Source organism: Ferrovibrio terrae (assembly GCF_943371255.1).
Taxonomy (GTDB): Bacteria; Pseudomonadota; Alphaproteobacteria; order Ferrovibrionales; family Ferrovibrionaceae; genus Ferrovibrio; species Ferrovibrio terrae_B.
Genome location: NZ_CALRUC010000012.1, coordinates 1 through 23798, shown reverse-complemented (window position 1 = coordinate 23798; position 23798 = coordinate 1). Strand labels below are relative to the sequence as shown.

Genomic DNA, 23798 nt, shown 5'->3' with positions numbered 1-23798 from the left:
CTATCTGAAGCAGAGCGGGAAGCTGTGCCGCAGCGCGGTTTTTCCGGATGGGATCGCATCGGATCGAACGGGATTCCATCGGATCGCATTGGCATCCAATGGGATCGCATTGGCTCCAATTGGCCGGCAACAGGCCTCGCTTGGCACTGAACAGGCGCGATTAGCCCGACTGCAGATACTGGATCGCGGCGTCGCGCTCAAAGAGATAAAGCAGCGTCAGCAAGGCTTTACCGCGCTCGCTGGCCAGTTTGGGGTCGCGTTCCAGGATCAGCCGGGCATCGTCGCGCGCCGCCACCAGCAGCTCGGCATGGGCGGCGAGGTCGGCAACGCGGAAATCCGGCAGGCCACTCTGGCGCGTGCCCAGCACCTCGCCGGCGCCGCGCAGGCGCAAATCTTCCTCGGCGATGCGGAAGCCGTCATCGGTCTCGCGGATGATCTTCAAGCGGGATTTGGCCGTCTCGCCCAGCGGCCCGGAATAGACCAGCAGGCAGGCGCCGGGCTTGCCGCCACGGCCGACCCGGCCGCGCAGCTGGTGCAGCTGCGCCAGGCCGAAACGCTCGGCATGCTCGATCACGATCAGCGTGGCATTGGGCACGTCGACGCCGACTTCGATCACCGTGGTGGCAACCAGCAGCTTGGCGCGGCCGGCGCTGAAGTCCTCCATCGCGGCATCTTTTTCGCCCGGTGTCATCTTGCCGTGCACCAGCCCGATGCTGCCTTCGCCCAGCTCGGGCTCCAGTGCCAGCTTCAGCGCCGAATGCCGTTCGGCGGCGGCGGCAAGGTCGAGCTGTTCGTTTTCCTCAACCAGCGGGCAGACCCAATAGACCTGCTCGCCGGCCTTGATCTTGCGCGTCACCGCCGAAACCACGTCGAGATAGCGGTCGGACGCAATCGTGCGGGTGTCGACCGGGCTGCGGCCGGGCGGCTTTTCCGTCAGCAGTGAAATATCCATGTCGCCATAGGCGGTCAGCGACAGCGTGCGCGGGATCGGCGTTGCCGTCATCACCAGGATGTCCACGCCGCCTTTATCCCTTTGCCCCTTGGCGGCCAGACCCAGCCGCTGGCTGACGCCGAAGCGGTGCTGTTCATCGATCACCGCCAGCGCCAGGTCGCGGAACACTACATCGTCCTGGAACAGCGCATGGGTGCCGATCAGGATATCGACCTCGCCATCGGCCAGCCGCTGCAGCAGGGCGGCACGCGCCTTGCCCTTGTCACGGCCGGTCAGCAGCGCGACACGCACGCCAAGCTGGCTGCAATAGGGCTCCAGCGTTTCGGCATGCTGGCGGGCGAGGATTTCGGTCGGCGCCATCAATGCCGCCTGCGCGCCGCCCTCGACGCAGAGCAGCAGCGCGTTGAGCGCGACCATGGTTTTGCCGCTGCCCACATCGCCCTGCAGCAGCCGCAGCATGCGGCGCTCGCTCGCCATGTCGCCAGCGATTTCGGCATTGGCCTGCCGCTGCGCATTGGTCAGCGGCCAGGGCAGCAGCTTTTCCAGCGCATCGCGCAGCCGGCCGTCGCCGGTGATGGTGCGGCCGGTCTGGCGTTTCAGCCGGCGGCGCACCAGCAGCAGGGCGAGCTGGTTCGACAGCAGCTCGTCGAACGCCAGCCGCTGCCGTGCCGGCGTGTCTTTCTCCAGGTCGGCCATGCTTTCCGGCCGGTGCGCGGTCAGCAGCGCCTCGCGCCAGCCGGGCCAGCCCTCGCGCTTCTGATAGGCCGGATCGAGCCATTCCGGCAAGTCCATCGTCTTGGCCAACGCGCCATCGATGATCTTGCCCAGCGTGCGCGGCGCCACGCCTGCGGTGAGCGGATAGACCGGTTCGACGGCGGCCATCTGTTCGATCTCTTCCAGCGTGCCGAAGCGGTCCGGGTGCGTCATCTGAACCTGGCCGTCGAACAGTTCGACCGTGCCGCTGACCACGCGGATTTCGCCCTCGGGCAGGCTGCGCTTGAGGAAGTCTTCGCGGCCGTTGAAGAACACCAGCGTCAGCCTGCCGCTGCCGTCATGGCAAAGAATCTTGTAGGGCAGGCGCGGCGTGCGCGGCGGGATATGGCGCTCTATGGTCACCTGCAATGTGGCGATGCGTCCCGGCTCGGCCTCGGCCACCGCGGGGCGGTAACGCCGGTCGATCAGGCCGCTGGGCAGATGCCACCACAGGTCCAGGACTCTGCCGCCGCCGACCAGCTTTTCCACCAGTGGCGCCAGCTTGGGACCGCAGCCTTTCAGGCTGGTGATCGGGGCGAAGGCGGGAAACAGCGATTCCGGGCGCATGGGGTCGGGAAATTTCCGGGTAAACCTTGAGAATCCGAGGGTTCGCGTACTATATCCTGCCCTAGTTCCGGAAACACCCCCAGTACGCTCAGGTAGGGCACCCCAGAGATGGCCGAGGATATCGAGATCCGCCGCAAGCGGCTGCTGCATCGCAGCCTGTATACCGGCATGAAGGAGGTCGACATCCTGCTGGGCAGTTTTGCCCGCCGGCATCTGCAGACCTTCACCGATGTCGAACTCGACCAGTATGAAGCCCTGCTGGAGAATTACGACGACCCGCAGATTTATGCCTGGGCGATCGGCCGCGATCCGGTGCCGCCGCATCTGGATACCGGGGTGATGAAGCTGCTGAAGGCTTACAAATTACAGTTCTGATGCCATGACATTCGTGCTGCCGGATATCCTGACCCGGCCGGGCCGCTGGGCATTGGCCGGCAGCCCGGAAGGGCAGGATGCGCGCCTGCTGGTGGCCCTGGCTGCCCGGCAGAAGGGCCGTGGCGTGCTGCATGTCTGCCGCGACGATGCCCGCATGGCGACGCTGGAAGCGGCGCTGAAATTCTTCGCCCCCGAACTTCCCGTCCTGACCCTGCCGGCCTGGGACTGCCAGCCCTACGACCGCGTCTCGCCCAATGCCGAGATCGCTGCCCGGCGCATGGATACGCTCAATCGCCTGGCGGGCGAACGGCCGGATGTGCCCTGGCTGCTGCTGACCACGGTGAATGCCGCGCTCCAGCGCCTGCCGCAACCGGGCTGGTTCGCCGGGACCGGCTTCCGTGCCGCCAAGGGCGGTCGCATCAAGCCGGAAACCCTGATTTCCTATCTGAGCCGTAACGGCTATAGCCGCGTTTCCACGGTGAACGAGCCTGGCGAATATGCCGTGCGCGGCGGCCTGGTCGATCTGTTTCCGCCGGGGACCGATGCGCCGTATCGCCTGGATTTCTTCGGCGACGAGGTGGAAAACATCCGCCGCTTCGATCCGGCCACCCAGCGTACCATTGATGCCGTAACCGAACTCTCGCTCACGGCCATGAGCGAGGTGCCGATGGATGAGGAGTCCATTGCGCGCTTCCGTGGCGGCTATCGCGAGCTGTTCGGCGCCATCACCAAGGAAGACCCGCTGTATGAGGCGGTGTCGGCCGGCCGGCGCCAGATCGGCATGGAACACTGGCTGCCGCTGTTTTTCGAAAAGCTGGCCACCGTGCTGGATTATGTGCCGCAGGCCAGCGTGACGCTGGATCACCTGAGCGGCGATGCGACCGACGAGCGCTTCAAGGCGATTGCGGATCATTACGACGCCCGCAAATCGGCGATGAAGCGCGGGCTGGAAGAGGGCGGCTCGCCCTATAAACCGTTGCCGCCCGACCGGCTGTATCTGACGGCGGGCGAATGGAATTCACGGCTGGAAAAATTTGCCGTCGGCCAGCTTTATCCGTTTGACGCCGTCGGCGGCCCGGATGTGAAGGTGGTCGATATTGGTGGCCGGCCGGGCCGCGACTTCGCGCCCGAACGGACCCAGGCGGCACAGGCGGCGGAAAAGACAACGGCCGTGGTCAGCGTCTATGACGCGCTGGGCGGTCACTTGGCCAAGCAGGTGAGCCAGGGCCGGCGGGTATTGTTCGCCACGTTCTCGGCGGGTGCGCGTGATCGTCTCGCACTGGTATTGAAGGATCACGGTCTGCCGGCGCCGCAGCCGATCGAGGCGGCGAGTGATATCGAGACAGTCGCGAAGGCCACGCCGGCCATTGCCGTGCTGCCGATCGAGCATGGCTTCGAGGCTGCCGACCTGTATGTGGTGGCTGAACAGGACATCCTCGGCGACCGACTGGTACGGCCACGCCAGAAGAAGCGCCGCGCCGAGAACTTTATTGCCGAGGCCAGCGCCCTGCAGCCGGGCGATTATGTCGTGCATATCGATCACGGCATCGGCCAGTACAAGGATCTGGTGACGCTGGATGTGGCCGGCGCGCCGCATGATTGCCTACTGCTGCATTACGATGGCGGCGACCGGCTGTATCTCCCGGTCGAGAATATCGAGATGCTGTCGCGCTACGGTTCGCCCGAAGCCGAGGTGACGCTCGACAAGCTCGGCGGTGTTGGCTGGCAGAACCGCAAGGCGCGCATGAAGCAGCGCCTGAAGGACATGGCCGGCGAGTTGATGAAGATCGCGGCCGAGCGCGAGTTGCGGCAGGGCGAACGGGTGATCCCGCAGGAAGGCCTGTACGAGGAATTCTGCGCCCGCTTCCCCTATGACGAGACCGACGATCAGGCCCGCGCCATCGAGGAAACGCTGGACGACCTGTCCAGCGGCAAACCGATGGATCGCCTGATCTGCGGCGATGTCGGTTTTGGCAAGACGGAAGTGGCGTTACGCGCGGCCTTTGCTGCCGCAATGTCAGGCCAGCAGGTGGTTCTGGTCTGCCCCACCACGCTGCTGTGCCGACAACATTATAGAACCTTCTTCGAGCGCTTCCGTGGTCTGCCGCTGCGGATCGAGCAACTGTCGCGCATGGTCACGGCGAAATCGGCCACCGAAACCAAAAAAGGCCTGGCCGACGGCACCGTGGATATTGTCATTGGCACGCATGCGGTGCTGTCGAAAAACATCGACTTCAAGCGGCTCGGCCTGCTGATCATCGACGAGGAGCAGCATTTTGGCGTCAAGCACAAGGAGCGCTTGAAGCAGCTGAAGGCCGAAGTTCATGTGCTGACCATGTCGGCTACGCCGATCCCGCGTACCCTACAGCTGGCGCTCTCTGGCGTGCGTGAACTCAGCCTGATCGCCACGCCGCCGGTCGACCGCCTGGCCGTGCGTACCTTTGTCACGCCGTTTGATACGGTGGTGATCCGCGAGGCGCTGTTGCGCGAGCATTTCCGTGGCGGCCAGAGTTTCTTTGTCTGCCCGCGCATCGAGTATCTCGACACCGCGATGGCCTTCATCCGCGACCATGTACCGGAACTGAAAGCCGTGGTGGCGCATGGCCAGATGGCGCCGACCGATCTGGACGATGTGATGAATGCCTTCTACGACCGGCGCTACGATGTGCTGGTGGCGACCAATATCGTGGAAAGCGGCCTGGATATCCCGTCCGCCAATACGCTGGTGGTCTATCGCGCCGACCTGTTCGGTCTGGCGCAGATGTATCAGCTGCGTGGCCGTGTCGGCCGGTCCAAGCTGCGCGCCTATTCCTATTTCACCTACCAGGGCGGCCGGCTGCTGAACACTTCGGCCGAGCAGCGCCTGCGCGTCTTGCAGAGTCTCGACACGCTGGGCGCCGGCTTCACCCTGGCGTCGCATGATCTTGATCTTCGTGGCGCCGGCAATCTGCTGGGAGAGGAGCAGTCCGGTCATATCCGCGAGGTTGGCTTCGAGCTGTATCAGGAGATGCTGCAGGAGGCGATTGTGGCGGCACGGGCGTCTGCGCGCGGGGATACCAGCGCGCTGGCCGAGAAGTGGTCGCCGCAGATCCAGATCGGCACGGCTGTGCTGATCCCCGATACCTATGTGGCCGACCTGAATCTGCGCATGCAGCTCTATCGCCGTGTTGCGGATCTGGATGGCCGGGCGGATATCGATGCCTTTGCCGCCGAGATGATCGACCGCTTCGGGCCGTTGCCGGAAGAGGTGCATCACCTGCTGGATATCGTCGCGATCAAGAAGTTCTGCATCGAGGCGAATATCCTGAAGATCGAGGCCGGACCGAAAGGCGCGACGCTCAGCTTCCGCGATAATAAATTCGCAGACCCGGCCGGTCTGGTGCTGTTCATCCAGTCGGAACGGGGCGCCAAGCTGCGGCCCGATCACAAGGTGGTGCTGATGCGCGACTGGCCGGAGCCGACGGATCGCCTGAAAGGCGTGCTGCATGCGGCCTTGCGGTTGGCCGAGATCGCAGGCAAAGCGAAGAAAAAAGTCGCCTAGTCAGGCGCGTCCGGAAGCTTCGGACTTGTAGGGCGGGAAGCTCTGCCCGGCGCCGATATAGGCGACATTGCCATCGGCATCGAACAACGGCACGGCCACCACTTCCAGCAGCCAGTCCAGGCCCATCGTGCGGGCCTGCACATGGCCGTAGACCGGCATCGCGGCGTGATGGACCATGGTGGCGCCTTTCAGCAGAAAGGGCCGCCAGGCCGGATCGGGATGTTCGTCGAGCCAGTGCCCGGTCAGTTCATGTCCCAGGCGCTGCACGATATCGGTGCCGACCAGGCGATAGCGGAAGCGCAGCGGGTCGGATTGCACTTCCAGCAGGGATAACGAACCGAGCAGGAAGCGCAGACGCAAGGGATCGAGGAAATCCTTGCCTGGCATCTGGCCATTTGCCCGGGCATCAAACCACAACTGCAGAAACTGCTGGACATTGGAGTCCTGCACCTCGTCTGCCTGTTTGATGAAGCCGAGGCTGGGCGCACTCTGCGGGATTATGGCTGGGCTGATGGCCTGCACGGATCAGGCCTCGATCGCCTGTGCGGGTTCGGCTGAAATCTTGTCGATCACATCCAGCAGCACATCGGGCGTCTGCGCGCCGGAAACACCATATTTGCGTTCGAAGATGAAAAAGGGCACGCCGGTGATCCCGAGTTCCCGCGCCATCCTGTCTTCGTCCTGGATCACGTCGGCATCGCGGCCTTCGTCCAGCAGTGTCTTGACCAGGGCGCCATCCATGCCTTCGGCGGCTGCGGCATCGGCCAGCACTTGATGATCGCCGATATCATGGCCTTCAATGAAATAGAGATTGAACAGACGCTCTTTCAGCTCGGATTGCACACCGGTCGTCAGTGCCCAGCGCAGCACGCTATGCGCAGCCAGGGTATTGGGCGTGCGCTTGATGCCATCGAAGTTGAAGGCGATGCCTTCCTTGGCACCCTCGGCCGAAACCCGGGCGTAGATTTCCTTTGCCCGGGCCGGGCCGCCGAATTTGGCTTCCAGATAACTTTTACGGTCGGCACCCTCGCGCGGCATGTCCGGATTGAGCTGGAACGGCCGCCAGCCGATCTCGAACTCCATGTCCGGCCGCTGGGCCAGAGCCTGTTCGAGGCGGCGTTTGCCAATGAAGCACCAGGGGCAGATGACGTCGGAAACAATTTCTATGCGCATGGCGTAACGGTAGCGCAGGCCTGGCGATCAGGCCAGCCCCGGGTGACGGGGCCTTGACCGAATTGCGCCGGGCGCCCAGCATCCAAGTTACGGAAAATCAGGGAGGATTCGATGAGCATGGGGATCAGCCTCAAGGGCAAAGTGGCGGTGGTAACCGGGGCCAGCAGTGGTCTGGGCGAGCGATTTGCCGAACTTCTGAGCAGTGCCGGGGCGGCGGTGGCGCTGGCCGCGCGCCGGACCGACCGGCTCAAGACCCTGGCGGACCGGATCACGGCCAATGGGGGCACCGCCATCACGGTGAAGCTCGACGTGAATGATTATGACAATATCCAGGGTGCCTTCGCCGAGATCGCGGGCAGGCTCGGCGGCGTGGATATCCTGATCAACAATTCAGGGGTGAGCAAGCAGGCCCGCATCACCGATGTGACCCCGGATGACTACGACTTCACCATGAACACCAATACCAAGGGTGCCTTCTTTGTCGCGCAGGCGGCGGCGAAGGACATGATCGCGCGCAAGGCAGAAGGCCGTATCATCAATATCGCCTCGGTGGCGGGCCTCAAGGTGCTGAGCCAGCTGTCGGTCTACTGCATGTCGAAGGCGGCTGTGGTGCAGATGACCAAGGCGATGGCGCTGGAATGGGCACGCTATGGCATCAACACCAACGCGATCTGCCCCGGCTATATCGAGACCGAGATCAACCGGGATTACTGGGCCACGCCGGGCGGCCAGAAACTGATCGAGATGCTGCCGCGCCGCCGGGTGGGCGACGCCAAGGATCTGGATGGCCTGATCATGCTGTTGGCCTCCAGCGAGGCGCGGTTCATCAACGGAGCGATCATTGCGGCGGATGACGGTCTGACGGTAACCTAAAGCTGCACAGAAAGAGGATTGCGTGACCGCAGCGATGGAGACGGAAAAGCCAAAAATCCTGGTGCTGTTCGCGCACCCGTATCCGCACCTGTCGCGCGTCAACCGCGCCATGGCTGACGCGGTGCGCGATCTGCCGCATGTCACCTTCCACGATCTCTATGAGACCTATCCGGACTTCTTCATCCATGTGAAGCATGAGCAGGGGTTGCTGCTCGACCATGACGTGGTGGTGATGCAGCATCCGTTCTACTGGTATTCCTGCCCGTCGCTGCTGAAGGAATGGATGGATGCGGTGCTGGAATATGGCTGGGCCTATGGTACCGGCGGCGAGGCGCTGCAGGGCAAGGAACTGGCCCAGGCGGTCTCGACCGGTGGGCCCGACGAAGCCTATCGCGCCGAAGGCTATAACGGCATCACCATGGCGGAACTGCTGCGGCCTTTCGAGCGCTCGGCCGCGCTCTGCGGCATGACCTATCGCGAACCGTTCCTGTTACAGGGTGCCCGGCTGAAAAAACCGGATGAAGTCTCGGCACATGCCGCCGCCTACCGGCAATGGCTGATCGATTACCCGCATCCGAAGAATTGCATCGGCTGTGAAGCGCCGGCCGTGCCGGCCAGCGACCGGGTCGGCTGACATGGATGGCCTGCTTCTCAATGGTGTGATCTATCTGGCGGCGGCGGTGATCGCGGTGCCGATCGCCAAGCGGCTCGGGCTGGGCTCTGTGCTGGGTTACCTGATCGCCGGCATCGTGATCGGCCCCTGGGGCCTGAAGCTGATTGTCGATGTCGAGGCCATCCTGCATTTCTCCGAATTCGGCGTCGTGCTGCTGCTGTTCGTCATCGGACTGGAACTCAATCCGCGCCGGCTGTGGCAGATGCGCTGGCCGATCATTGGCCTTGGTGGCGGGCAGGTGATTGGCACCACGGTGCTGCTCGGTACGGTGGGCATTCTGATCGGCTGGCCCTGGCAGGTCGCACTGGCGGCGGGCCTTGGCCTGTCGCTGTCATCCACTGCCATTGCCTTGCAGCCGCTGACAGAGCGCAACCTGCTGACCACGCCGGGCGGCCGGTCGGCTTTCTCGATCCTGCTGTTCCAGGATATCGCGGTAATCCCGATGCTGGCGCTGCTGCCACTGCTGGCCGTTGCGCCGGCGGTGACCGGACAGAGCGAAGGCTGGATCGGCGCGGCCAAGGCCGTGGCCGCCATCGGCATCATCATCTTCGGCGGTCGCTTCCTGACCCGGCCGCTGTTCCGCATCGTGGCCGATACCGGCCTGCGTGAAGTGTTCACCGCTGTCGCATTGCTGCTGGTCTTTGGCATCGCCCTGCTGATGCAGCTGGCCGGCCTGTCGATGGCCCTGGGTGCCTTCCTGGCCGGCGTGCTGCTGGCGGAATCGGAATACCGCCACGAACTGGAAACCGACATCGAACCCTTCAAGGGGCTTCTGCTCGGCCTGTTCTTCACTGCCGTCGGCATGTCGGTGGATTTCGGCCTGCTGCTCAGCCATCCGGTGAAAGTGTTGGCCATGGTGCTGGGACTGATCGCTGTGAAGGCTGTCGTGTTGCTGGCGATTGCCCGTATCGCCCGCCTGCAGTGGAGCCAGACCTGGCTGTTTGTCTTCCTGCTGGCCCAGGGCGGCGAGTTCGCCTTTGTGCTGTTCGGCTCCGCGGCCAGCTTCGGCATCATGGATGCGGATACGGTGGCGCTGCTGACGGTGGTGGTGGCCCTGTCGATGGCGACCGCACCGCTGCTGGTGGTGCTGAACGACAAGCTGATCGAACCGCGCTTCGTGCGGGGCGACGACCGGCCGCATGATGTGCCGGAAGACGAGGGCAACCCGGTGATCGTCGCCGGCTTTGGTCGTTTCGGCCAGATCGTCGTGCGTCTGCTCTATGCCAACCGCATCGGCGTCACGGTGCTGGATCATGATTCCGAGATCATCGATACTCTGCGCCGCTTCGACTTCAAGGTTTTCTATGGCGATGCCACCCGGCTCGACCTGCTGGAAGCCGCCGGTGCGGCCAAGGCGAAGGTGCTGGTGGTGGCGGTCGACAGCCAGGAAGCCTCGCTGCAGCTGGTCGACCTGGCGCAGAAGCATTTTCCCCAGCTCAAGATCGTGGCACGGGCCCGTGACCTGCCGCATGCGATGGAACTGCTGAATCGCAAGGTGCCGGTGATCGAACGCGAAACCTTCCGCTCGGCCTTATGGCTGGGCGAGGAAACCCTGAAGGCACTCGGTCAGACGGCCTATGCGGCGCGGCAGAAGACCCTGACCTTCAAGCAGCATAACGAGGCCCTGCTGCAGCAGCTGCACGCCCATTGGGGCGACGACATCGACAAGCGCATCACGCTGCAGCGGCAGGCGCGGGCTAGATTGCAACAGAATCTGGAAGCCGACGAGAAGGCACAGGAGTCGGCGCGCGGCCTCGGTTGGGATTAATCGGGCTGGGATTAACTTACGACAGCCCCATGCGGCGCAGCATCTGCTGGCTTTCCGCCACCACGGTGCTGGGGCCGAAGGTGATGCGGCCGCTGAACATGCTGGTCATCTTGTTCATCAGCGTGCTGTAACGGTTCCACAGCGCCGTGCGCTCACCATCGGTCTTGGCGGCATTCCAGTCTTTCACATAGGCGGCACCGGCCTGCATCAGGGTCAGCTGGTCATTCTGTGCGGCGACATTGCGATAGGCCTGGGCGAGCACCGGATCGTCGGCGAAAATCTTGGCAATCTCGGCTGCCTTGGGATGGCTGTTATCGACGATGATGCGGCCATCGACACCGGTGCTCAGTTCGACCGGCATGTTCGGGTCGATGCCAAAAGCGGCCAGGCGCTGCTTGAACTGCCCGGCAAATTCTGCCGTGCCTTTCTGGACCTCGGCGGCAAGTTTCTCTAGGCGGACGCTTTTGGTATCGGGGTCGTAAGCGGTGCCGAATAGAACCTTGGTAAGCTGCTCCGGGGTCGGGGAACGGCCAGGCGCGACACTTGGGAGCGTGCCGGCTGACTGCTTTTCTTCAAGGTAATCCGCGAATTTCGCCGCGGCGATGGTCGCCGGCGTATTGCTGGCGACGGTCTGGTGGGCGTTCATCAGATCGCCGAAGACAGACGTGGACGCGGCAGTGGACATGGCACTCATGACAAACCCCATCGGTTGCTCTGATGGGGAAATTGCAAGGGTGGTGCCACATTATTTCAGGCTAGTTTGCCGCCAGTTTTTTGCGCTGCACCTTGCCATTGGCGGTGCGCGGCAATGCCGGGACGAAGCGCCATTCGCGCGGACATTTATAGGCGGCCAGTCGCGCCTCGGTGAAGGCCGAGAGCGCAGCGGGATCGGCGCTCATGCCCTCCCGCAGCACAATAAAGGCGGCCACGACCGAGACATCGGCGCGAACCTTCAGTTCAGTGACCGCGACTTCCGCCACGGCGGGATGTTCGGCCACGGCCATTTCGACCTCGACGGGCGAAACGCGATAGCCCATGGCATTCATCACATCGTCGTTGCGGCCATGATGCCAGACATAGCCATCGGCATCGAAACTGGCGAGATCGCCGCCGCAGAACCACTCGCCGCGATAGACCAGCGCTTCTTCCTCCGGACGATGCCAGTAGCCCAGCATCATCGACGGATCGCTGCGATGCACCGCCAGCAGGCCGATCTCACCCTGCGGCAGCGGCGTGGTGCTGTCGGTATCGGGCGACAGGATGGCGATGCGGCGGCCGGGCTGCGGCTTGCCGGGGCAGCCGGGCTTGATGGTCATGCCGGGGCCGGTGGAGATGTAGGTGGAAATCTCCGACATGCCGAGGGCTTCGTAGAGCGGCTTGCCGGTGCGGGTCTGCCATTCCTCCAGCAGTGTCTGCGCCAGAGCCTCACCGGCAGTGGCGCCATGGCGCAGAGCCGAGAGGTCATGGGCGTCAAGGTCGCAGTATTTCAGGATCTGGCGATACAGCGTTGGTACCGCGGCGAAGATGGTGGCACGATGGCGTGCCATCAGCTGCGGCCAGACCTGGATGTCGCGATGGCCGTTATACAGCACGGTGGTGGCGCCGACCGCCCAGGGATCGACCAGGCCGACACCCAGCGTATAGGTCCAGTTGAAGGCACCGGCATGCAGCATGACATCACTGTCCTGCAGGCCGAGCCAGCCCTTATGCATCGGGCGGCGCCCCCAGGCGGCGCGATGCGCATGCAGCACGCCCTTCGGCCGGCCGGTGGTGCCCGATGTGTAGACCAGATAGGCCGGGTCATCGGCGGCGGTATCGGCGTAATCGGCCAGCGGCGCGGTCTGCTTCAGGGCCTGCAGTTTTACCGGATCGAGCAGCAGCACGCCGGTGGGCAGTGCGAGGCTGGTGGCCAGTTCGGCGCTGGCGGCAACCGCGGCGGCGCCGGAATTTTCCAGCAGATAGGCCGCCTCGGCGGCGGTGAGCTGAGCGCTGGACGGCAGTGCCACAAAACCGGCGGCCATGGTGGCGAAATAGGTCAGCGCGTAATCGGCATCGTTGGCCATGCGGATCATGATGCGGCTGCCGGGCGCCAGGCCCAGGCCACGCAGGCCGGCCGCGAGCCGCCGCACGGCAAGATCGGCCTCGGCGAAGGTCATGCGGAATTCACCAGCTTCGCCGACCAGGATCATCGCAGTCTTGTCGGGCCGCAGGCGGGCATTCCCGGCCAGACAATAGCGCGCGATGTTGAAACGGGCAGGGAGGGTGTCGGTCATCGGCTGAGGCGGAGTCTATCGATATCGAGAAGGCGGGTTTCGGTGGCAGGAGCATCACGGGTGAGGTGATCCACAAGATCGGCTGTCGTTGAACGGCGCGTGAGCATCAGGCATGTCGCATCCGAACCCGTGGTTCGCGTTGCATGCCAGATATTCGGTTGCATGCAAATACCCACGCCCGGTGAAAGCATGAATGCCTTGACCGTTGCAAGATCCGGCTTTCCAGCCGCATCGCTGAGCGCGACAACCTGGATGATGCTGCCGACCAGGGGAACGACCGCTTGCTGGGTGAGGCGGTGCAATTCGAGCCGGTCCACCGTGCGATCGGAGACGTTATACGTCACCCACAGCACTTCATGTTCGCCACCCATGCCGGGGTCGAAGATATGCTCATGCCAGAAGCCGTTGCAGGCAGTGCCGTAGGCGACGGCGGATTCCGTGACAGGAAACGGTTTGCCCAGCATCCAGCCAAAAGGCGCAAAGGCTTCTGGCGTGATGGCATCCACACTGATCGGCTTCCCCGACGACACGATATTGGCTTCTCCTGGCATCAGGCGGTCTGGTGCGGTTTGGCATCCGGCGTGCGCAGATAATATATCAGCGCAGACAGCAGGATCACGAACTGCACCCCGAAGATGATGCGATAGTCCAGTTCGGTTGGCACGGTGCCTTTCGGTGCCATATGGGTCATCAGTGAGCCCGTGAGGAACTGCTGGAATGCGCCGCCGCCCATGGTGCCGATATTGAGCGTGGTGATGCCGCGACCGATCAGCGCCGCCGGGAAGACCGAGCGGGCATGTGCGAAGATCATCACGATGCAGCCATTCATCACGCCCATGAAACAGAACAGCGCCGTGATGATGAAAACACTGAGGCCGGGGACCAGCACGATCACCAGGAGACAGACCAGCTGGCTGCCAAGTCCGACCGCCAGCAGCCATTTTCGGGTGTTGAACACGCGGTCGAGCGGGCCCCAGATGAAATATCCTGCCGCGGCGCCCACGGCCATGAAGATCAGGACATTGCCGCGGGCCGTCGCATCCAGTCCATGCACATCATGCAGATAGGGTCCGCCCCAGAGACCGAGAATGGTGATGAAGGTGGCATAGGCCGAGAAGATGATGGCGAAGAGATTGGGGAAGGCGGGATGGCGGATCACCGCACCGACGCCCCGCAATGTTTCAGCCAGGGTTTCGTTGGCACCGCTGCGTGCCTTGTCAGGGTCCGGGTGATCCTCGATCGCCCAGTATGAGAGTGCAATCAGGCAGACGGTGATGACTGCGGTGACATAGAAGGCGCCACGCCAGCCATAGGCTTCAGCGAACCAGGCCAGCGGTGCGGTCGATGCGATCACACCGAGGTTGCCGACGGCGATCAGGATACTGGACATCGTGGCGAAGCGGTCGGGCGGAAACCAGCGCGAGAACAGCACCATCGGGCCGGTCAGCAGCGCTGCACAGCCGAAGCCGAGCACGATGCGGGCCAGGCTGAGTTCAAGCAGGTTGCGGCCAAGCGCAAACGCCAGGGTGCCGATAAAGGCGATCACCAGGGTGACCAGGATGGTGCGGCGCGGGCCCCAGCGGTCGAGCGCGATGCCCACCGGAAACTGGCTGACCGAGAAGGTCAGGAAGAATGCACCCGTGAGGATGCCAAGGTCCGCCGGGGTCAGCGCCAGCTCTGTCATCAGGTCTGGCCCGATGACGGCATTGGCCGAGCGGTAGAACTGGCTGATCGTGTAGCTCAGGCAGGCGCAAAGCAGAATGCGCCAGGCGACGGGCATCTTGGCCTCTTTATCGGGGTCTCGGGCGGGACGGGAAACGCAACAGAGACAGGATTACATCATTTCTGGGTGAAGGTCAGTGGCAGCGGCGGGGCATCTGCCGGATCTTCGGCGGGAACGGCATGGGGACGGGCATTGCCCAGCACGGCGGCAATCACCTGGCTGGACACCTCGGCGGCAACCTTGGCGGAAATCTCGCTGGCGACCTTCGCCGCCACCTGAGCCGCAATCTGGGCCGGGGAAGGCGGGCTGCCGTTACCATTCACGGGCAGGCTGAATCCGGCCGCAACGGCCTGCAGGCCGGCAGAGGTCTGGTCGCTGCTGCCGGGGCGCTCTTCCAGCCGGCGGATGAATTCCTGGATGATGCGGCGGTACAGTTCGTCCTTGAGAACGGCATCCTCTTCGCCCTGGTTGATCGAAGGGTTGTCGTTCACTTCGATCACCACAACGCCTTTTGGCGTCTGCTTGAGATCGACGCCATAGAAGCCGTTACCGATCAGGCCGGCGGCCTTGAGGGCGATATCGACCACCTCCGGCGGGGCGGCTTCAACCGGCAGGGTACGGAAACCGCCTTCGGTGAAGCGCCCGCCATCGCCGTGCTTGACCACCTGCCAGTGGCCGCGCGACATGAAATACTGGCAGGCATAGATCGGTTGCCCGCGCAGAATGCCGATGCGCCAGTCGAAATCGGTATAGAGATATTCCTGCGCCAGGATCACATCGGACTCGCGCAGCAGGCGGGTGGCGGCCTCTTCCAGCTGCTCACGGTTCTCGGCCTTGACGATGCCGCGCGAGAACGAGCCATCGGGAATCTTCAGGATGATCGGGTAGGGGATTTCCTGGTCGATCGCGTCAACGCCGCGATTGTCTAGCACCACCGTTTTCGGCGTCGGAATCTTGTTCGCCTTCAGCAGCTCGGCCAGATACACCTTGTTGGTGCAGCGCAGGATCGAGGTGGGGTCGTCGATCACCGCCATGCCTTCGTTTTCCGCCTTCTTGGCAAAGCGGTAGGTATGGTGGTCCAGCGCCGTGGTTTCGCGGATGAACAGGGCGTCGTATTCCGCCAGTTCGGCATAATCCTTCTTTTCCACCAGCTCGACCTCGACGCCCATCTGTTCGCCGATGCGGACGAACTTCTGCAATGTGCGGCGGTCGGATGGCGGCAGGGCTTCGGAGGGATTGTGCAGGATCGCCAGGCTGTATTTCGCGGCAGGTTTGGCCTTGGGCGTGCGCCAGCTGGACCGGGTGTAGGATTCCAGGGTGTGCTCGAAGAAGGATTCCTGTTCCGGCTTGAGATCGCTCAAGGCCATGGGCCGGATCGAGGCAATATGCCAGCCATCTTCTGGTGAGACGCTGAGCTTGAGCATCGGGCAGCGGAATTCGTCGAACACCCGACGGGCCAGGTCGGGGAAGCGCAGATCGTCGGTGCGGCCGAAAAACACATGCATCGTGAAGGGCGCGGTCGGCAGCATCACCAGCTTCTTCACCTGCTGCCGCAGTAATTCGTCCAGTTCGGGCAGGGCATGGCTGTAGATGCTGCGCTGGCGCAGATCCAGGATGGTCTTGACCGAGGGGATCACCTTCTGGCTGCGTGCTTCGGCCAGCAAAGAGCAGTAATAGCCGTAGCCGAGATAAGAATAGTCGTTGCTGAGGTTGATGATCTTGGCGCGCTTGTCCAGCACCAGTTCCGGCCGCGTAATGAACTCGCGGTTGTTCAGAACCAGGCAGCCCGGATTGCGGTAACGGAAGTGGGTCTTGCGCTCAACGACGATGATATGCATGGCGGCGGGAAGCGGCTCCCGGCTCAGGACAGCGGCTTCTCCAGCCGCAAAGCATCCGAGCCATCCTCGTAATACCGGTTGATCCGTTCCCTGATTCCATAGCCGCTTTTACGATAGAGCGCGAGCGCAGATTTGTTGCGGACGTTCACTTCGAGGCGCAGTGCTGTCGCACCACGTTTCCGGGCCGTTTTCTCGCAGGCATCCAGCAGGGCTGCGCCAAGGCCGCGCCCACGCGCTTCCGGGGCCACGGCAATCGTATACAAGCGGGTGGCACTGCTATTGCTGCGAAAAAACAGGGCCGCGGCGGCCAGCAGCGACCCGCGCGCACCGCTCACCAGCAGAATTGCCCGCGGATTGTGCAATGCTGCGGCATAGCTGCGTCGCGACATCCGGTCGCCACGAAAGCAGCGGTTTTCCAGATCGACCAGGGCATCGAGATCGTCAGGTCTGGCGACTCGGATGGCGGGAGCCGGCATCAGCCAAGCGGCAGGGCGATGACGCCACCGGCATGGCTGACCGTGCGGGAGGTGGTGTCAAACGCCATCAGGTCCTCGCCGACAAGCACCGGACCGGCATAGTCGGCCCGAACCTCAGCCAGCAGAGCAGCGTGGTCAAAAACCACCGGTACGAAATGATTGAGGATCAGGCAGCGGGCATGGGCCTGGGTCGCGACCTTGCCGACTTCGGTGGACAGGGTGTGATAGCTGGCGACATTGGCCAGGGTTTCCGGCGACCGGCCGGGCATGGCCAGCATCTCGCGATGGATGAAGCATTCATGCACGATCGCGTCGGCGTCCTTGGCCACCTGGATCAGTTCAGGGCAGAAGGCGGTGTCGCCGCTGAAGGCGACCTTGTGCCGGCCATCGGTGAAGACATAGCCAAACGCGGCCTTGACCGGCTGGTGCCGCACGGCCACGGCAATCACGGTCAGGTCACCGTCCCGGATGATGGTGCCGGGCTCGATCTCGGTGATGTCCAGCTCCAGCGCCGAGGTGGACGAGCGCTTCTCATGGGCAATGCGCTGATCCAGTTCCGGTTTCCACAGGGCCATCAGGCCTTTCAGATACTGCCGGGTGCCAACCGGGCCGTAGATGCGCTGCGGCCGGTCGCGGCCCTGATGCCAGCTGGAGATGATCAGCTGGAACAGGTCGATGATATGGTCGGAATGCAAATGGGTCAGCAGTACGACGTCGATCTGTTTGCCGGCTGTGCCGGCGCCCAGCAGCCGCTGGGTGACGCCCGAGCCACAGTCGATCAGGAACTGCCGCTCGCCCCAGCGCAGCAGGCTGGCCGGGCCATAACGGTTGGTCGAGACCTGGGGGCAGCCGGTGCCGAGCAGGGTGATGCGCATGGGTCAGCGCAGCCGCAGGATCGGCACGGGTGCGCCGGCCGGCAGGGCCGACGCTTGCGGCGGGCGCACGATCAAACAATCGGCATCGCTCAGGCGGCGCAGCATCGAGCTGTCCTGGCGCCCGAAGGCGGTGGCGACCATACGACCATCATCATGCCGGACCAGCGTGGCGCGCAGATAGTCCTCGCGCCTGTCATTCTCGCTCAGTGCCTCGCCGCTCACCGCCATCTCGAAGCGGATCTCCCAGTCGAGACCCAGCATGCCGTTCAGTGCCGGCACAACGAAGTTATGGCCACAGACCAGGGCCGAAACCGGGTTGCCGGGCAGGCCGAGCAGGGGGATGGAAATACCATGACCGAGATCAGCCCGGCCGAACATCAGCGGCTTGCCCGGCCGCATGGCGATGTTCCAGAAGTCGATGCCGGCTCCGCCGCCGCCGAGGATTTTGTGGATCAGGTCATGCTCGCCGACGCTGGCGCCGCCCAGCGTCAGCAGCAGGTCGCAGCCGGCGGCAGCAGCGGCCTTGGCGCGCAGATCAGCTTCTGTGTCACGGGCGATGCCGAGGTCGATGGCGCAGCCGCCATTGGCTTCGATCAGTGCGGCCAGGCCGATATTGTTGGAGCTGACAATCTGGTTCGGGCCGATCGGCTCGCCCGGCCGGGCCAGTTCGTCGCCGGTGGCGAGCACGGCGATGCGGGGTTTGCGACGCACCTGCAGCCAGGGAATGTTCATGGCTGCCGCCAGCGCCACATCGGCAGGGCTGAGCCTGCGGCCGGCCTGCAGCAGCACCTGACCCTCTGTGAAATCGAGGCCAGCCTTGCGGATCCACTGGCCCGGCTTCGGGGCCTCGCGCACGGTCAGCATATCGCCGGCCAGATCGGCGTCTTCCTGAATCACGATGGCGTCGGCGCCATCGGGCAGCGGCGCGCCGGTGAAAATACGCACGCATTGGCCGGGACCGACGGTGCCATCATGGCGGCCACCGGCGGCGGCATGGCCGACTGGCTTCAGCCTGGCAGGGATAGTGCCAAGATCGGCCTGGCGACAGGCCCAGCCATCCATGGCGCTGACATCAAATGGCGGCTGGGTGCGGCGGGCCGCCGCATCTTCGGCCAGCACGCGGCCGGAAGCGGCGCTCATGGCCACGGTCTCTGCCGGCATCAGCGGCAGGGCGGTGACAATGCGGCGACGGGCCTCCGTGACTGGAATCATGATGCGTTGAAGTCGCCTGACTTGCCGCCGGATTTGTGCAGCAGCCGGATATCGGTGATCTGCATGCCGCGATCCACCGCCTTGGTCATGTCGTAGATGGTCAGCGCGGCGACGCTGGCAGCCGTCAGCGCTTCCATCTCGACACCGGTGCGGCCTTTCAGCTTGCAGGTGGCGACAATATCGATGGCATTGGCCGCTGTATCCGGAGTCAGCTCCACCGTTACCTGGCTGAGTGCCAGCGGGTGGCAGAGCGGAATGAGGTCTGAGGTTTTCTTTGCCGCCATGATGCCGGCAATGCGTGCTGTTGCCAGCACATCGCCCTTGGCGGCCTGGCCCGAGAGAATGAGATCAAGCGTCGCCTTCTGCATCAGCACGCGGGCACCGGCCCGGGCGACGCGCTCGGTCTCGGCCTTGTCCGAGACATCGACCATATGGGCCTCACCGGCCGCATTCAGATGCGTGAGTTTGCCGCTGCTCATGCCGCCAGTTCCTTGCCGGTCAGCAGCAGGCGCGTGGCGGACTCCACATCAGCCTGACGCATCAGGCTCTCGCCGACCAGGAAGCAGCACGCACCGCATTTTGCCATGCGATCGAGATCGGCCTTGGTATAGAGGCCGGATTCTGACACCAGCATCTTGCCTGATGGCACACGCGCGGCCAGCATTTCTGTGGTCGCGATATCGACAGAGAGAGTTTTCAGGTTGCGGTTGTTGATGCCCAGCAACGGTGTTTTCAGCTTCACGGCACGATCGAGTTCAGCGCCGTCATGCACTTCCACCAGCACATCGAGGCCATAGTCGATGGCGGCAGCTTCCAGTTCGGCGGCCTGGGCATCGCTCAAGGAGGCCATGATCAGCAGGATGCAGTCGGCACCCAGTGCGCGCGCTTCGATCACCTGATAGGGATCAAGCATGAAATCCTTGCGGATGATCGGCAGGGTGGTGACGGCGCGCACCTGACGCAGATAGTCGTCGTGGCCCTGGAAATAAGGCTCGTCGGTCAGCACCGAAAGACAGGTGGCGCCGCCGGCGGCATAGGCGCGGGCCAGTGCCGGCGGATCGAAGTCGGCGCGGATCAGGCCTTTGGAGGGCGAGGCCTTTTTGATCTCGGCGATCAGGCCGTAGCGGCCATTTGCCACCGTGGTTTGCAGGGCACGGATGAATCCGCGCGGTGCCGGCGTGGCACGGGCCCGCTGCTCCAGGGTGGCGGGAGGCACAGCCGTCTTGCAGCGTGCGATATGGTCGCGCTTGTCGGCGTTGATCTTGGTCAGAACGTCGCTCATGACGCCTTCTTCTTGACGGGCTTTTCCTCGACCGGCACGGGCGGCGGCGGTTCGTGGGTGATTTCGATCAGGCGCGAGAGTGCAGCGCTTGCCTTGCCGCTGTCGATCGCCTGCGCGGCCATGCCGGCGCCATCGCGCAGGTCTTTGGCCTTGCCCGCAATCAGCAGCGCGGCAGCGGTGTTGAGCAGTACGATGTCGCGGAAGGCACCGGGTGTGCCGTTCAGCACACCGCGCAAGGCCACCGCATTGGCGGTCGGCTCGTCACCCTTCAGATCTTCCAGCCGTGCCTTCGGCAGGCCGGCATCTTCCGGCGTGATCTCGAAATGACGCAGCTTGCCGCCGTCCATTTCGGAAACGTAGGTCGGTCCCGTGGTGGTGATCTCGTCGAGACCGTCGGAGCCATGCACGACCCAGACTTTCTCTGCGCCCAGCTTGCCCATTACTTCGGCCAGCGGCTGCACCCACTGGCGGTCGAACACGCCGATCAGCTGGCGTTTCACCAGCGCCGGGTTGCTGAGAGGGCCCAGCAGGTTGAAGATCGTGCGGGTGCCGAGTTCGACACGGGTGGGGCCTACATGGCGCATGGCGCCATGATGCCGCGGCGCCATCAGGAAACCTACGCCGGCTTCTACAATCGCTTTTTCAATCAGGCGGAAATCGCAGTCGATATTGACGCCGAGTGCGGTCAGCACATCGGCCGCCCCGGTCTTGGATGAGACCGCGCGGTTGCCGTGCTTGGCGACCGGCACGCCACAGCCGGCCAGTACGAAGGCCGAGCAGGTCGAGACATTCCAGGTGCCCTTCACGTCGCCGCCGGTGCCGACGATGTCAATGGCGTCAGCCGGTGCTTTCACGCCGTTGACCTTGGCACGCATGGTCATGGCGCCGCCGGTGATCTCGTCGACGCTTTCGCCGCGCACGCGCAGTGCCATCAGGAAGGCGCCCATCTGTGACGGCGTGGCATTGCCCGACATCATCACGTCAAAGGCGGTGCAGGCATCATCGATGCCCAGCCGTGCACCGCTGGCGACCAGCCCCAGCAGTCGCTTGAATTCCGTTACATCCGCACTCATGCCGCCTGTCCGCGCCCCGAAATATCACCCACCGGAAGGCCGCAATAGCGCACAAAATTCGCCAGCATCGCAAGTCCGTGTTCTGAGGCGATGCTTTCTGGATGGAACTGTACGCCATGGATCGGCAGGTCACGGTGGGCCAGGCCCATGATGACACCATCCTCGGAGCGGGCGGTGACCGTCAGGCTGTTGGGCAGGGTGGCCGGATCGACCGCCAGCGAGTGATAGCGGGTGGCCAGGAAGTCCTGCGGCAGGCCGGCAAAGATGCTCTCGCCGGTATGGTGCATGCGGCTGAGTTTGCCATGCAGGGGCTGAGGGGCCCGCACGACCTTGCCGCCGAACGCCTGGCCGATGGCCTGATGGCCCAGGCAGACACCGAACAGCGGCAGCCGGCTCTCGGCGGCCTTGTCGATCATGGCGAGGCAGATGCCGGCCCGGTCCGGATCGCAGGGGCCGGGCGACAGCACCACCCCGGCGGGCTTCAGGGCCAGAATGGCCTCTGGTGTGGTCTCGTCATTGCGAAACACCCGCACCGGAGCGCCGACCTGGCCGAAATAGTGAACCAGGTTCCAGGTGAAACTGTCGTAATTGTCGATCAGGACCAGCATGGGCGCGTTTTCCTCAAGTGGCGCAGCCTAGCATACCCGGCCGCGCCAATGCCACGGCCCGACACCCGTGTTGCTAGTATCCCAAGTTCCAGTTTCTTTTGTAGAATCAATGGTATTGCGGGTAACGGAAAAACCCAGAACAATCGCCTCTGAGCAGAATCGAGAGGGGAAGTGCAATGTCCGGTGCGCCGGTGACGACCAAGCGGCAGGGGGGGATTCGGCAACGACTTTACCTTGCAGTAGGAGCAATTGCCTCGTTTGCCCTGATCTCGGCGGCCACAGGCTGGTTTTCGCTGTCCCGTCTGGACAGCGCAATCACCACAGTCACCGACGAGGGGGTGTCCTCGGTTGTTGCGGCCCTGGCCCTGGCCGAACGGGTCGCCGATCTGGCTGGCGCTGCCCCGGATCTGGTCTCGGCCACCAACGAGGCCGAGGTCAAGGTCACTGCAGCCGGCATCAAGGAACGCGAAGCCGATATCCGCAGCGTTCTGGATCTGGTTGCCGCGCGGGTAACCGGTGAGAAGCTGGATGCCATCAAGAAGGAAACCGATGGGCTGCTGGCCAACATCAACCGCTTGCAGCAGCTGGTGTCGGCCCGCATCCAGACCAGCGAGCAGCGCTTCCAGGAAACCCAGGCCCTGTCCAAGGCGCATGAAACCTTCCTGCAGTTTGCCAACCCGCTGATCGACGACGCCGTGGTCGATCTCAATGGCAGCATGACCAGCGTGACGCGCAGCGGCGATCTCGCCCGGATCGAGCGCTCGCTGACCCGCATGGCCAACAACGATCTTGCCCTGGTGCAGGCCACAGCCACGCTGATCGGCGAGGTCAACAATGCGGTGGGCCAGCTTGCCGTGGGCGCGCAGGCGGCCAGCCGGGCTGAGTTGGCAGCCATTACCAAGCGGTTTGAAACCACGTCGGAGCGCGTGAGCAAGGCGCTTGTCATCGTTGAAAAGATCAATCCGCATCCTGAACTGATCAAGGCAACAAAAGCGGTGCTGGCTTACGGCGATACCGGGACCGGCGTGCTGAGTTTTCGCGAGCAGGAAATTGATTCGCTTGAGTATTCGCTCTCTACACTGAAGACCAGCCGCGATGCGGCCAAGCGTTTGGGGGCACTGTCACAGGGCGTTGTCGAGGATGCCAATATCGGCGTTGCTGCGGCAACCAACCAGGCCAAGAGCGTCAGCATGGTCGGCATGTCGACCTTGGCGATTGTCGCCATTGCCAGCCTCGTAGCGGCTTTCCTGGTCGGCTGGCTGTATATCGGCCGGCGCATTGCCGATCCATTGGCCATTATGACAACCGCCATGCAGCGTCTGGCCAATCGCGAATGGGCCACGGAAGTGCCCGAACGCGAGCGTGGCGATGAAATCGGTGCCATGGCGCGCGCCGTGCAGGTGTTCAAGGAAAACGGCCTGGAAAACGAACAGTTGCAGATCGAGGTGGAGCGCAACCGTCAGAGTGCGGAGGAGCAGCGCAAGGCGCAGGAACAGTTGCTTGATCGCGCCGTGGGCGAGGCCGTCAGCGCTGCAGCTGGTGGTGATCTCTCCGCCCGTATTGATACCAGCCAGCTGGATGGCATGACCGCGCGTCTGGGCGAGCGCATGAACAGTCTGATTGGCACGGTCGATGCGGTCTTTATCAGTCTGGGTGATGCGCTGGGCGCGTTGGCGCGTGGTGATTTCACGCATCGCATTGACGCCAGCTACGAGGGTGTGTTCGACCGCTTGAAACAGGATGCCAATCGCAGCGCGCAGCAG

Annotated in this window: 21 protein-coding genes; 6 read left to right on the top strand and 15 right to left on the bottom strand. The window is 63.7% G+C overall.

Annotated elements, in window-relative coordinates; translation table 11 throughout:
- Positions 1–160 precede the first annotated feature (160 nt).
- Entirely contained in the window at positions 161–2272 is a 2112-nt protein-coding gene (gene recG / locus AAG799_RS04615) for an ATP-dependent DNA helicase RecG (protein ID WP_341894629.1), read from the bottom strand.
- Between the two features lie 108 nt (positions 2273–2380).
- Between recG and AAG799_RS04610 the strand changes: the two genes are divergently transcribed.
- Together AAG799_RS04610 and mfd are read left to right on the top strand one after the other, a co-directional pair.
- On the top strand, positions 2381–2647 hold the full coding sequence (locus AAG799_RS04610; RefSeq protein ID WP_341894628.1) for a succinate dehydrogenase assembly factor 2: 267 nt from the start codon (positions 2381–2383) through the stop codon (positions 2645–2647).
- A gap of 4 nt (positions 2648–2651) precedes the next feature.
- Positions 2652–6188: a transcription-repair coupling factor gene (gene mfd / locus AAG799_RS04605; RefSeq protein WP_341894627.1), complete on the top strand. Its 3537-nt coding sequence runs from the start codon at positions 2652–2654 to the stop codon at positions 6186–6188.
- Here the strand turns inward: mfd and AAG799_RS04600 are convergent, their stop codons facing one another.
- On the bottom strand, positions 6189–6710 hold the full coding sequence (locus AAG799_RS04600) for a PAS domain-containing protein (protein WP_341894626.1): 522 nt from the start codon (positions 6708–6710) through the stop codon (positions 6189–6191).
- Between the two features lie 3 nt (positions 6711–6713).
- Positions 6714–7361, bottom strand: coding sequence for a DsbA family oxidoreductase (locus AAG799_RS04595; RefSeq protein ID WP_341894625.1), 648 nt, complete (start codon positions 7359–7361; stop codon positions 6714–6716).
- 111 nt (positions 7362–7472) lie between these two features.
- Between AAG799_RS04595 and AAG799_RS04590 the strand changes: the two genes are divergently transcribed.
- The 3 genes from AAG799_RS04590 to kefC are packed head-to-tail and all read left to right on the top strand — an operon-like array spanning position 7473 to position 10675.
- Positions 7473–8234 carry an SDR family oxidoreductase gene (locus AAG799_RS04590; protein WP_341894624.1) on the top strand — a complete coding sequence of 254 codons (762 nt, stop codon included), beginning with the start codon at positions 7473–7475 and terminating at the stop codon, positions 8232–8234.
- Between the two features lie 22 nt (positions 8235–8256).
- Positions 8257–8868, top strand: coding sequence for an NAD(P)H-dependent oxidoreductase (locus AAG799_RS04585; RefSeq protein WP_341894623.1), 612 nt, complete (start codon positions 8257–8259; stop codon positions 8866–8868).
- Between the two features lies 1 nt (position 8869).
- Positions 8870–10675 (top strand): glutathione-regulated potassium-efflux system protein KefC, encoded by a 1806-nt coding sequence (kefC, locus tag AAG799_RS04580; RefSeq protein ID WP_341894622.1) that lies wholly within the window; start codon positions 8870–8872, stop codon positions 10673–10675.
- Between the two features lie 16 nt (positions 10676–10691).
- Here kefC and AAG799_RS04575 read toward each other — a convergent pair whose 3' ends face one another.
- The 12 genes from AAG799_RS04575 to AAG799_RS04520 all read right to left on the bottom strand — a co-directional run bounded on the left by AAG799_RS04575 (position 10692) and on the right by AAG799_RS04520 (position 22035).
- On the bottom strand, positions 10692–11369 hold the full coding sequence (locus tag AAG799_RS04575; RefSeq protein ID WP_341894621.1) for a hypothetical protein: 678 nt from the start codon (positions 11367–11369) through the stop codon (positions 10692–10694).
- A 61-nt stretch (positions 11370–11430) separates the two neighbouring features.
- Positions 11431–12948 carry an AMP-binding protein gene (locus AAG799_RS04570; RefSeq protein WP_341894620.1) on the bottom strand — a complete coding sequence of 506 codons (1518 nt, stop codon included), beginning with the start codon at positions 12946–12948 and terminating at the stop codon, positions 11431–11433.
- Entirely contained in the window at positions 12945–13499 is a 555-nt protein-coding gene (locus AAG799_RS04565) for an ureidoglycolate lyase (protein ID WP_341894619.1), read from the bottom strand. Before AAG799_RS04565 ends, AAG799_RS04570 begins: the two co-directional genes overlap by 4 nt.
- The gene (locus tag AAG799_RS04560; protein WP_341894618.1) at positions 13499–14728 is read right to left on the bottom strand and encodes an MFS transporter; all 1230 of its coding nucleotides are present in this window, start codon (positions 14726–14728) and stop codon (positions 13499–13501) included. Before AAG799_RS04560 ends, AAG799_RS04565 begins: the two co-directional genes overlap by 1 nt.
- 59 nt (positions 14729–14787) lie before the next feature.
- Positions 14788–16509: a RimK-like ATPgrasp N-terminal domain-containing protein gene (locus tag AAG799_RS04555; protein WP_341894617.1), complete on the bottom strand. Its 1722-nt coding sequence runs from the start codon at positions 16507–16509 to the stop codon at positions 14788–14790.
- Positions 16510–16532: 23 nt separating this feature from the next.
- Positions 16533–16985 carry an N-acetyltransferase gene (locus tag AAG799_RS04550; RefSeq protein WP_341894616.1) on the bottom strand — a complete coding sequence of 151 codons (453 nt, stop codon included), beginning with the start codon at positions 16983–16985 and terminating at the stop codon, positions 16533–16535.
- Entirely contained in the window at positions 16985–17860 is an 876-nt protein-coding gene (locus tag AAG799_RS04545) for an MBL fold metallo-hydrolase (protein WP_341894615.1), read from the bottom strand. Before AAG799_RS04545 ends, AAG799_RS04550 begins: the two co-directional genes overlap by 1 nt.
- 3 nt (positions 17861–17863) lie before the next feature.
- Positions 17864–19072 (bottom strand): gephyrin-like molybdotransferase Glp, encoded by a 1209-nt coding sequence (glp, locus tag AAG799_RS04540; RefSeq protein WP_341894614.1) that lies wholly within the window; start codon positions 19070–19072, stop codon positions 17864–17866.
- Positions 19069–19551 (bottom strand): cyclic pyranopterin monophosphate synthase MoaC, encoded by a 483-nt coding sequence (gene moaC / locus AAG799_RS04535; protein WP_341894613.1) that lies wholly within the window; start codon positions 19549–19551, stop codon positions 19069–19071. The genes glp and moaC overlap by 4 nt, the downstream gene beginning before the upstream one ends.
- Entirely contained in the window at positions 19548–20354 is an 807-nt protein-coding gene (gene trpC, locus AAG799_RS04530) for an indole-3-glycerol phosphate synthase TrpC (protein WP_341894612.1), read from the bottom strand. The genes moaC and trpC overlap by 4 nt, the downstream gene beginning before the upstream one ends.
- Positions 20351–21427 (bottom strand): anthranilate phosphoribosyltransferase, encoded by a 1077-nt coding sequence (gene trpD, locus AAG799_RS04525; RefSeq protein ID WP_341894611.1) that lies wholly within the window; start codon positions 21425–21427, stop codon positions 20351–20353. The genes trpC and trpD overlap by 4 nt, the downstream gene beginning before the upstream one ends.
- Positions 21424–22035, bottom strand: coding sequence for an aminodeoxychorismate/anthranilate synthase component II (locus tag AAG799_RS04520; RefSeq protein ID WP_341894610.1), 612 nt, complete (start codon positions 22033–22035; stop codon positions 21424–21426). Before AAG799_RS04520 ends, trpD begins: the two co-directional genes overlap by 4 nt.
- 176 nt (positions 22036–22211) lie before the next feature.
- Here AAG799_RS04520 and AAG799_RS04515 point away from each other — a divergent pair.
- On the top strand, positions 22212–23798 hold a 1587-nt coding region (locus AAG799_RS04515; RefSeq protein ID WP_341894609.1), incomplete at its 3' end, for a HAMP domain-containing protein.

Coding starts and splice junctions, on each gene's coding strand:
- recG (WP_341894629.1), bottom strand. CDS start 2,272: ATGCGCCCGGAATCGCTGTTTCCCGCCTTCGCCCCGATCACCAGCCTG.
- AAG799_RS04610 (WP_341894628.1), top strand. CDS start 2,381: ATGGCCGAGGATATCGAGATCCGCCGCAAGCGGCTGCTGCATCGCAGC.
- mfd (WP_341894627.1), top strand. CDS start 2,652: ATGACATTCGTGCTGCCGGATATCCTGACCCGGCCGGGCCGCTGGGCA.
- AAG799_RS04595 (WP_341894625.1), bottom strand. CDS start 7,361: ATGCGCATAGAAATTGTTTCCGACGTCATCTGCCCCTGGTGCTTCATT.
- AAG799_RS04590 (WP_341894624.1), top strand. CDS start 7,473: ATGAGCATGGGGATCAGCCTCAAGGGCAAAGTGGCGGTGGTAACCGGG.
- kefC (WP_341894622.1), top strand. CDS start 8,870: ATGGATGGCCTGCTTCTCAATGGTGTGATCTATCTGGCGGCGGCGGTG.
- AAG799_RS04575 (WP_341894621.1), bottom strand. CDS start 11,369: ATGAGTGCCATGTCCACTGCCGCGTCCACGTCTGTCTTCGGCGATCTG.
- AAG799_RS04570 (WP_341894620.1), bottom strand. CDS start 12,948: ATGACCGACACCCTCCCTGCCCGTTTCAACATCGCGCGCTATTGTCTG.
- AAG799_RS04565 (WP_341894619.1), bottom strand. CDS start 13,499: ATGCCAGGAGAAGCCAATATCGTGTCGTCGGGGAAGCCGATCAGTGTG.
- AAG799_RS04560 (WP_341894618.1), bottom strand. CDS start 14,728: ATGCCCGTCGCCTGGCGCATTCTGCTTTGCGCCTGCCTGAGCTACACG.
- AAG799_RS04555 (WP_341894617.1), bottom strand. CDS start 16,509: ATGCATATCATCGTCGTTGAGCGCAAGACCCACTTCCGTTACCGCAAT.
- AAG799_RS04550 (WP_341894616.1), bottom strand. CDS start 16,985: ATGCCGGCTCCCGCCATCCGAGTCGCCAGACCTGACGATCTCGATGCC.
- AAG799_RS04545 (WP_341894615.1), bottom strand. CDS start 17,860: ATGCGCATCACCCTGCTCGGCACCGGCTGCCCCCAGGTCTCGACCAAC.
- glp (WP_341894614.1), bottom strand. CDS start 19,072: ATGATTCCAGTCACGGAGGCCCGTCGCCGCATTGTCACCGCCCTGCCG.
- moaC (WP_341894613.1), bottom strand. CDS start 19,551: ATGAGCAGCGGCAAACTCACGCATCTGAATGCGGCCGGTGAGGCCCAT.
- trpC (WP_341894612.1), bottom strand. CDS start 20,354: ATGAGCGACGTTCTGACCAAGATCAACGCCGACAAGCGCGACCATATC.
- trpD (WP_341894611.1), bottom strand. CDS start 21,427: ATGAGTGCGGATGTAACGGAATTCAAGCGACTGCTGGGGCTGGTCGCC.
- AAG799_RS04520 (WP_341894610.1), bottom strand. CDS start 22,035: ATGCTGGTCCTGATCGACAATTACGACAGTTTCACCTGGAACCTGGTT.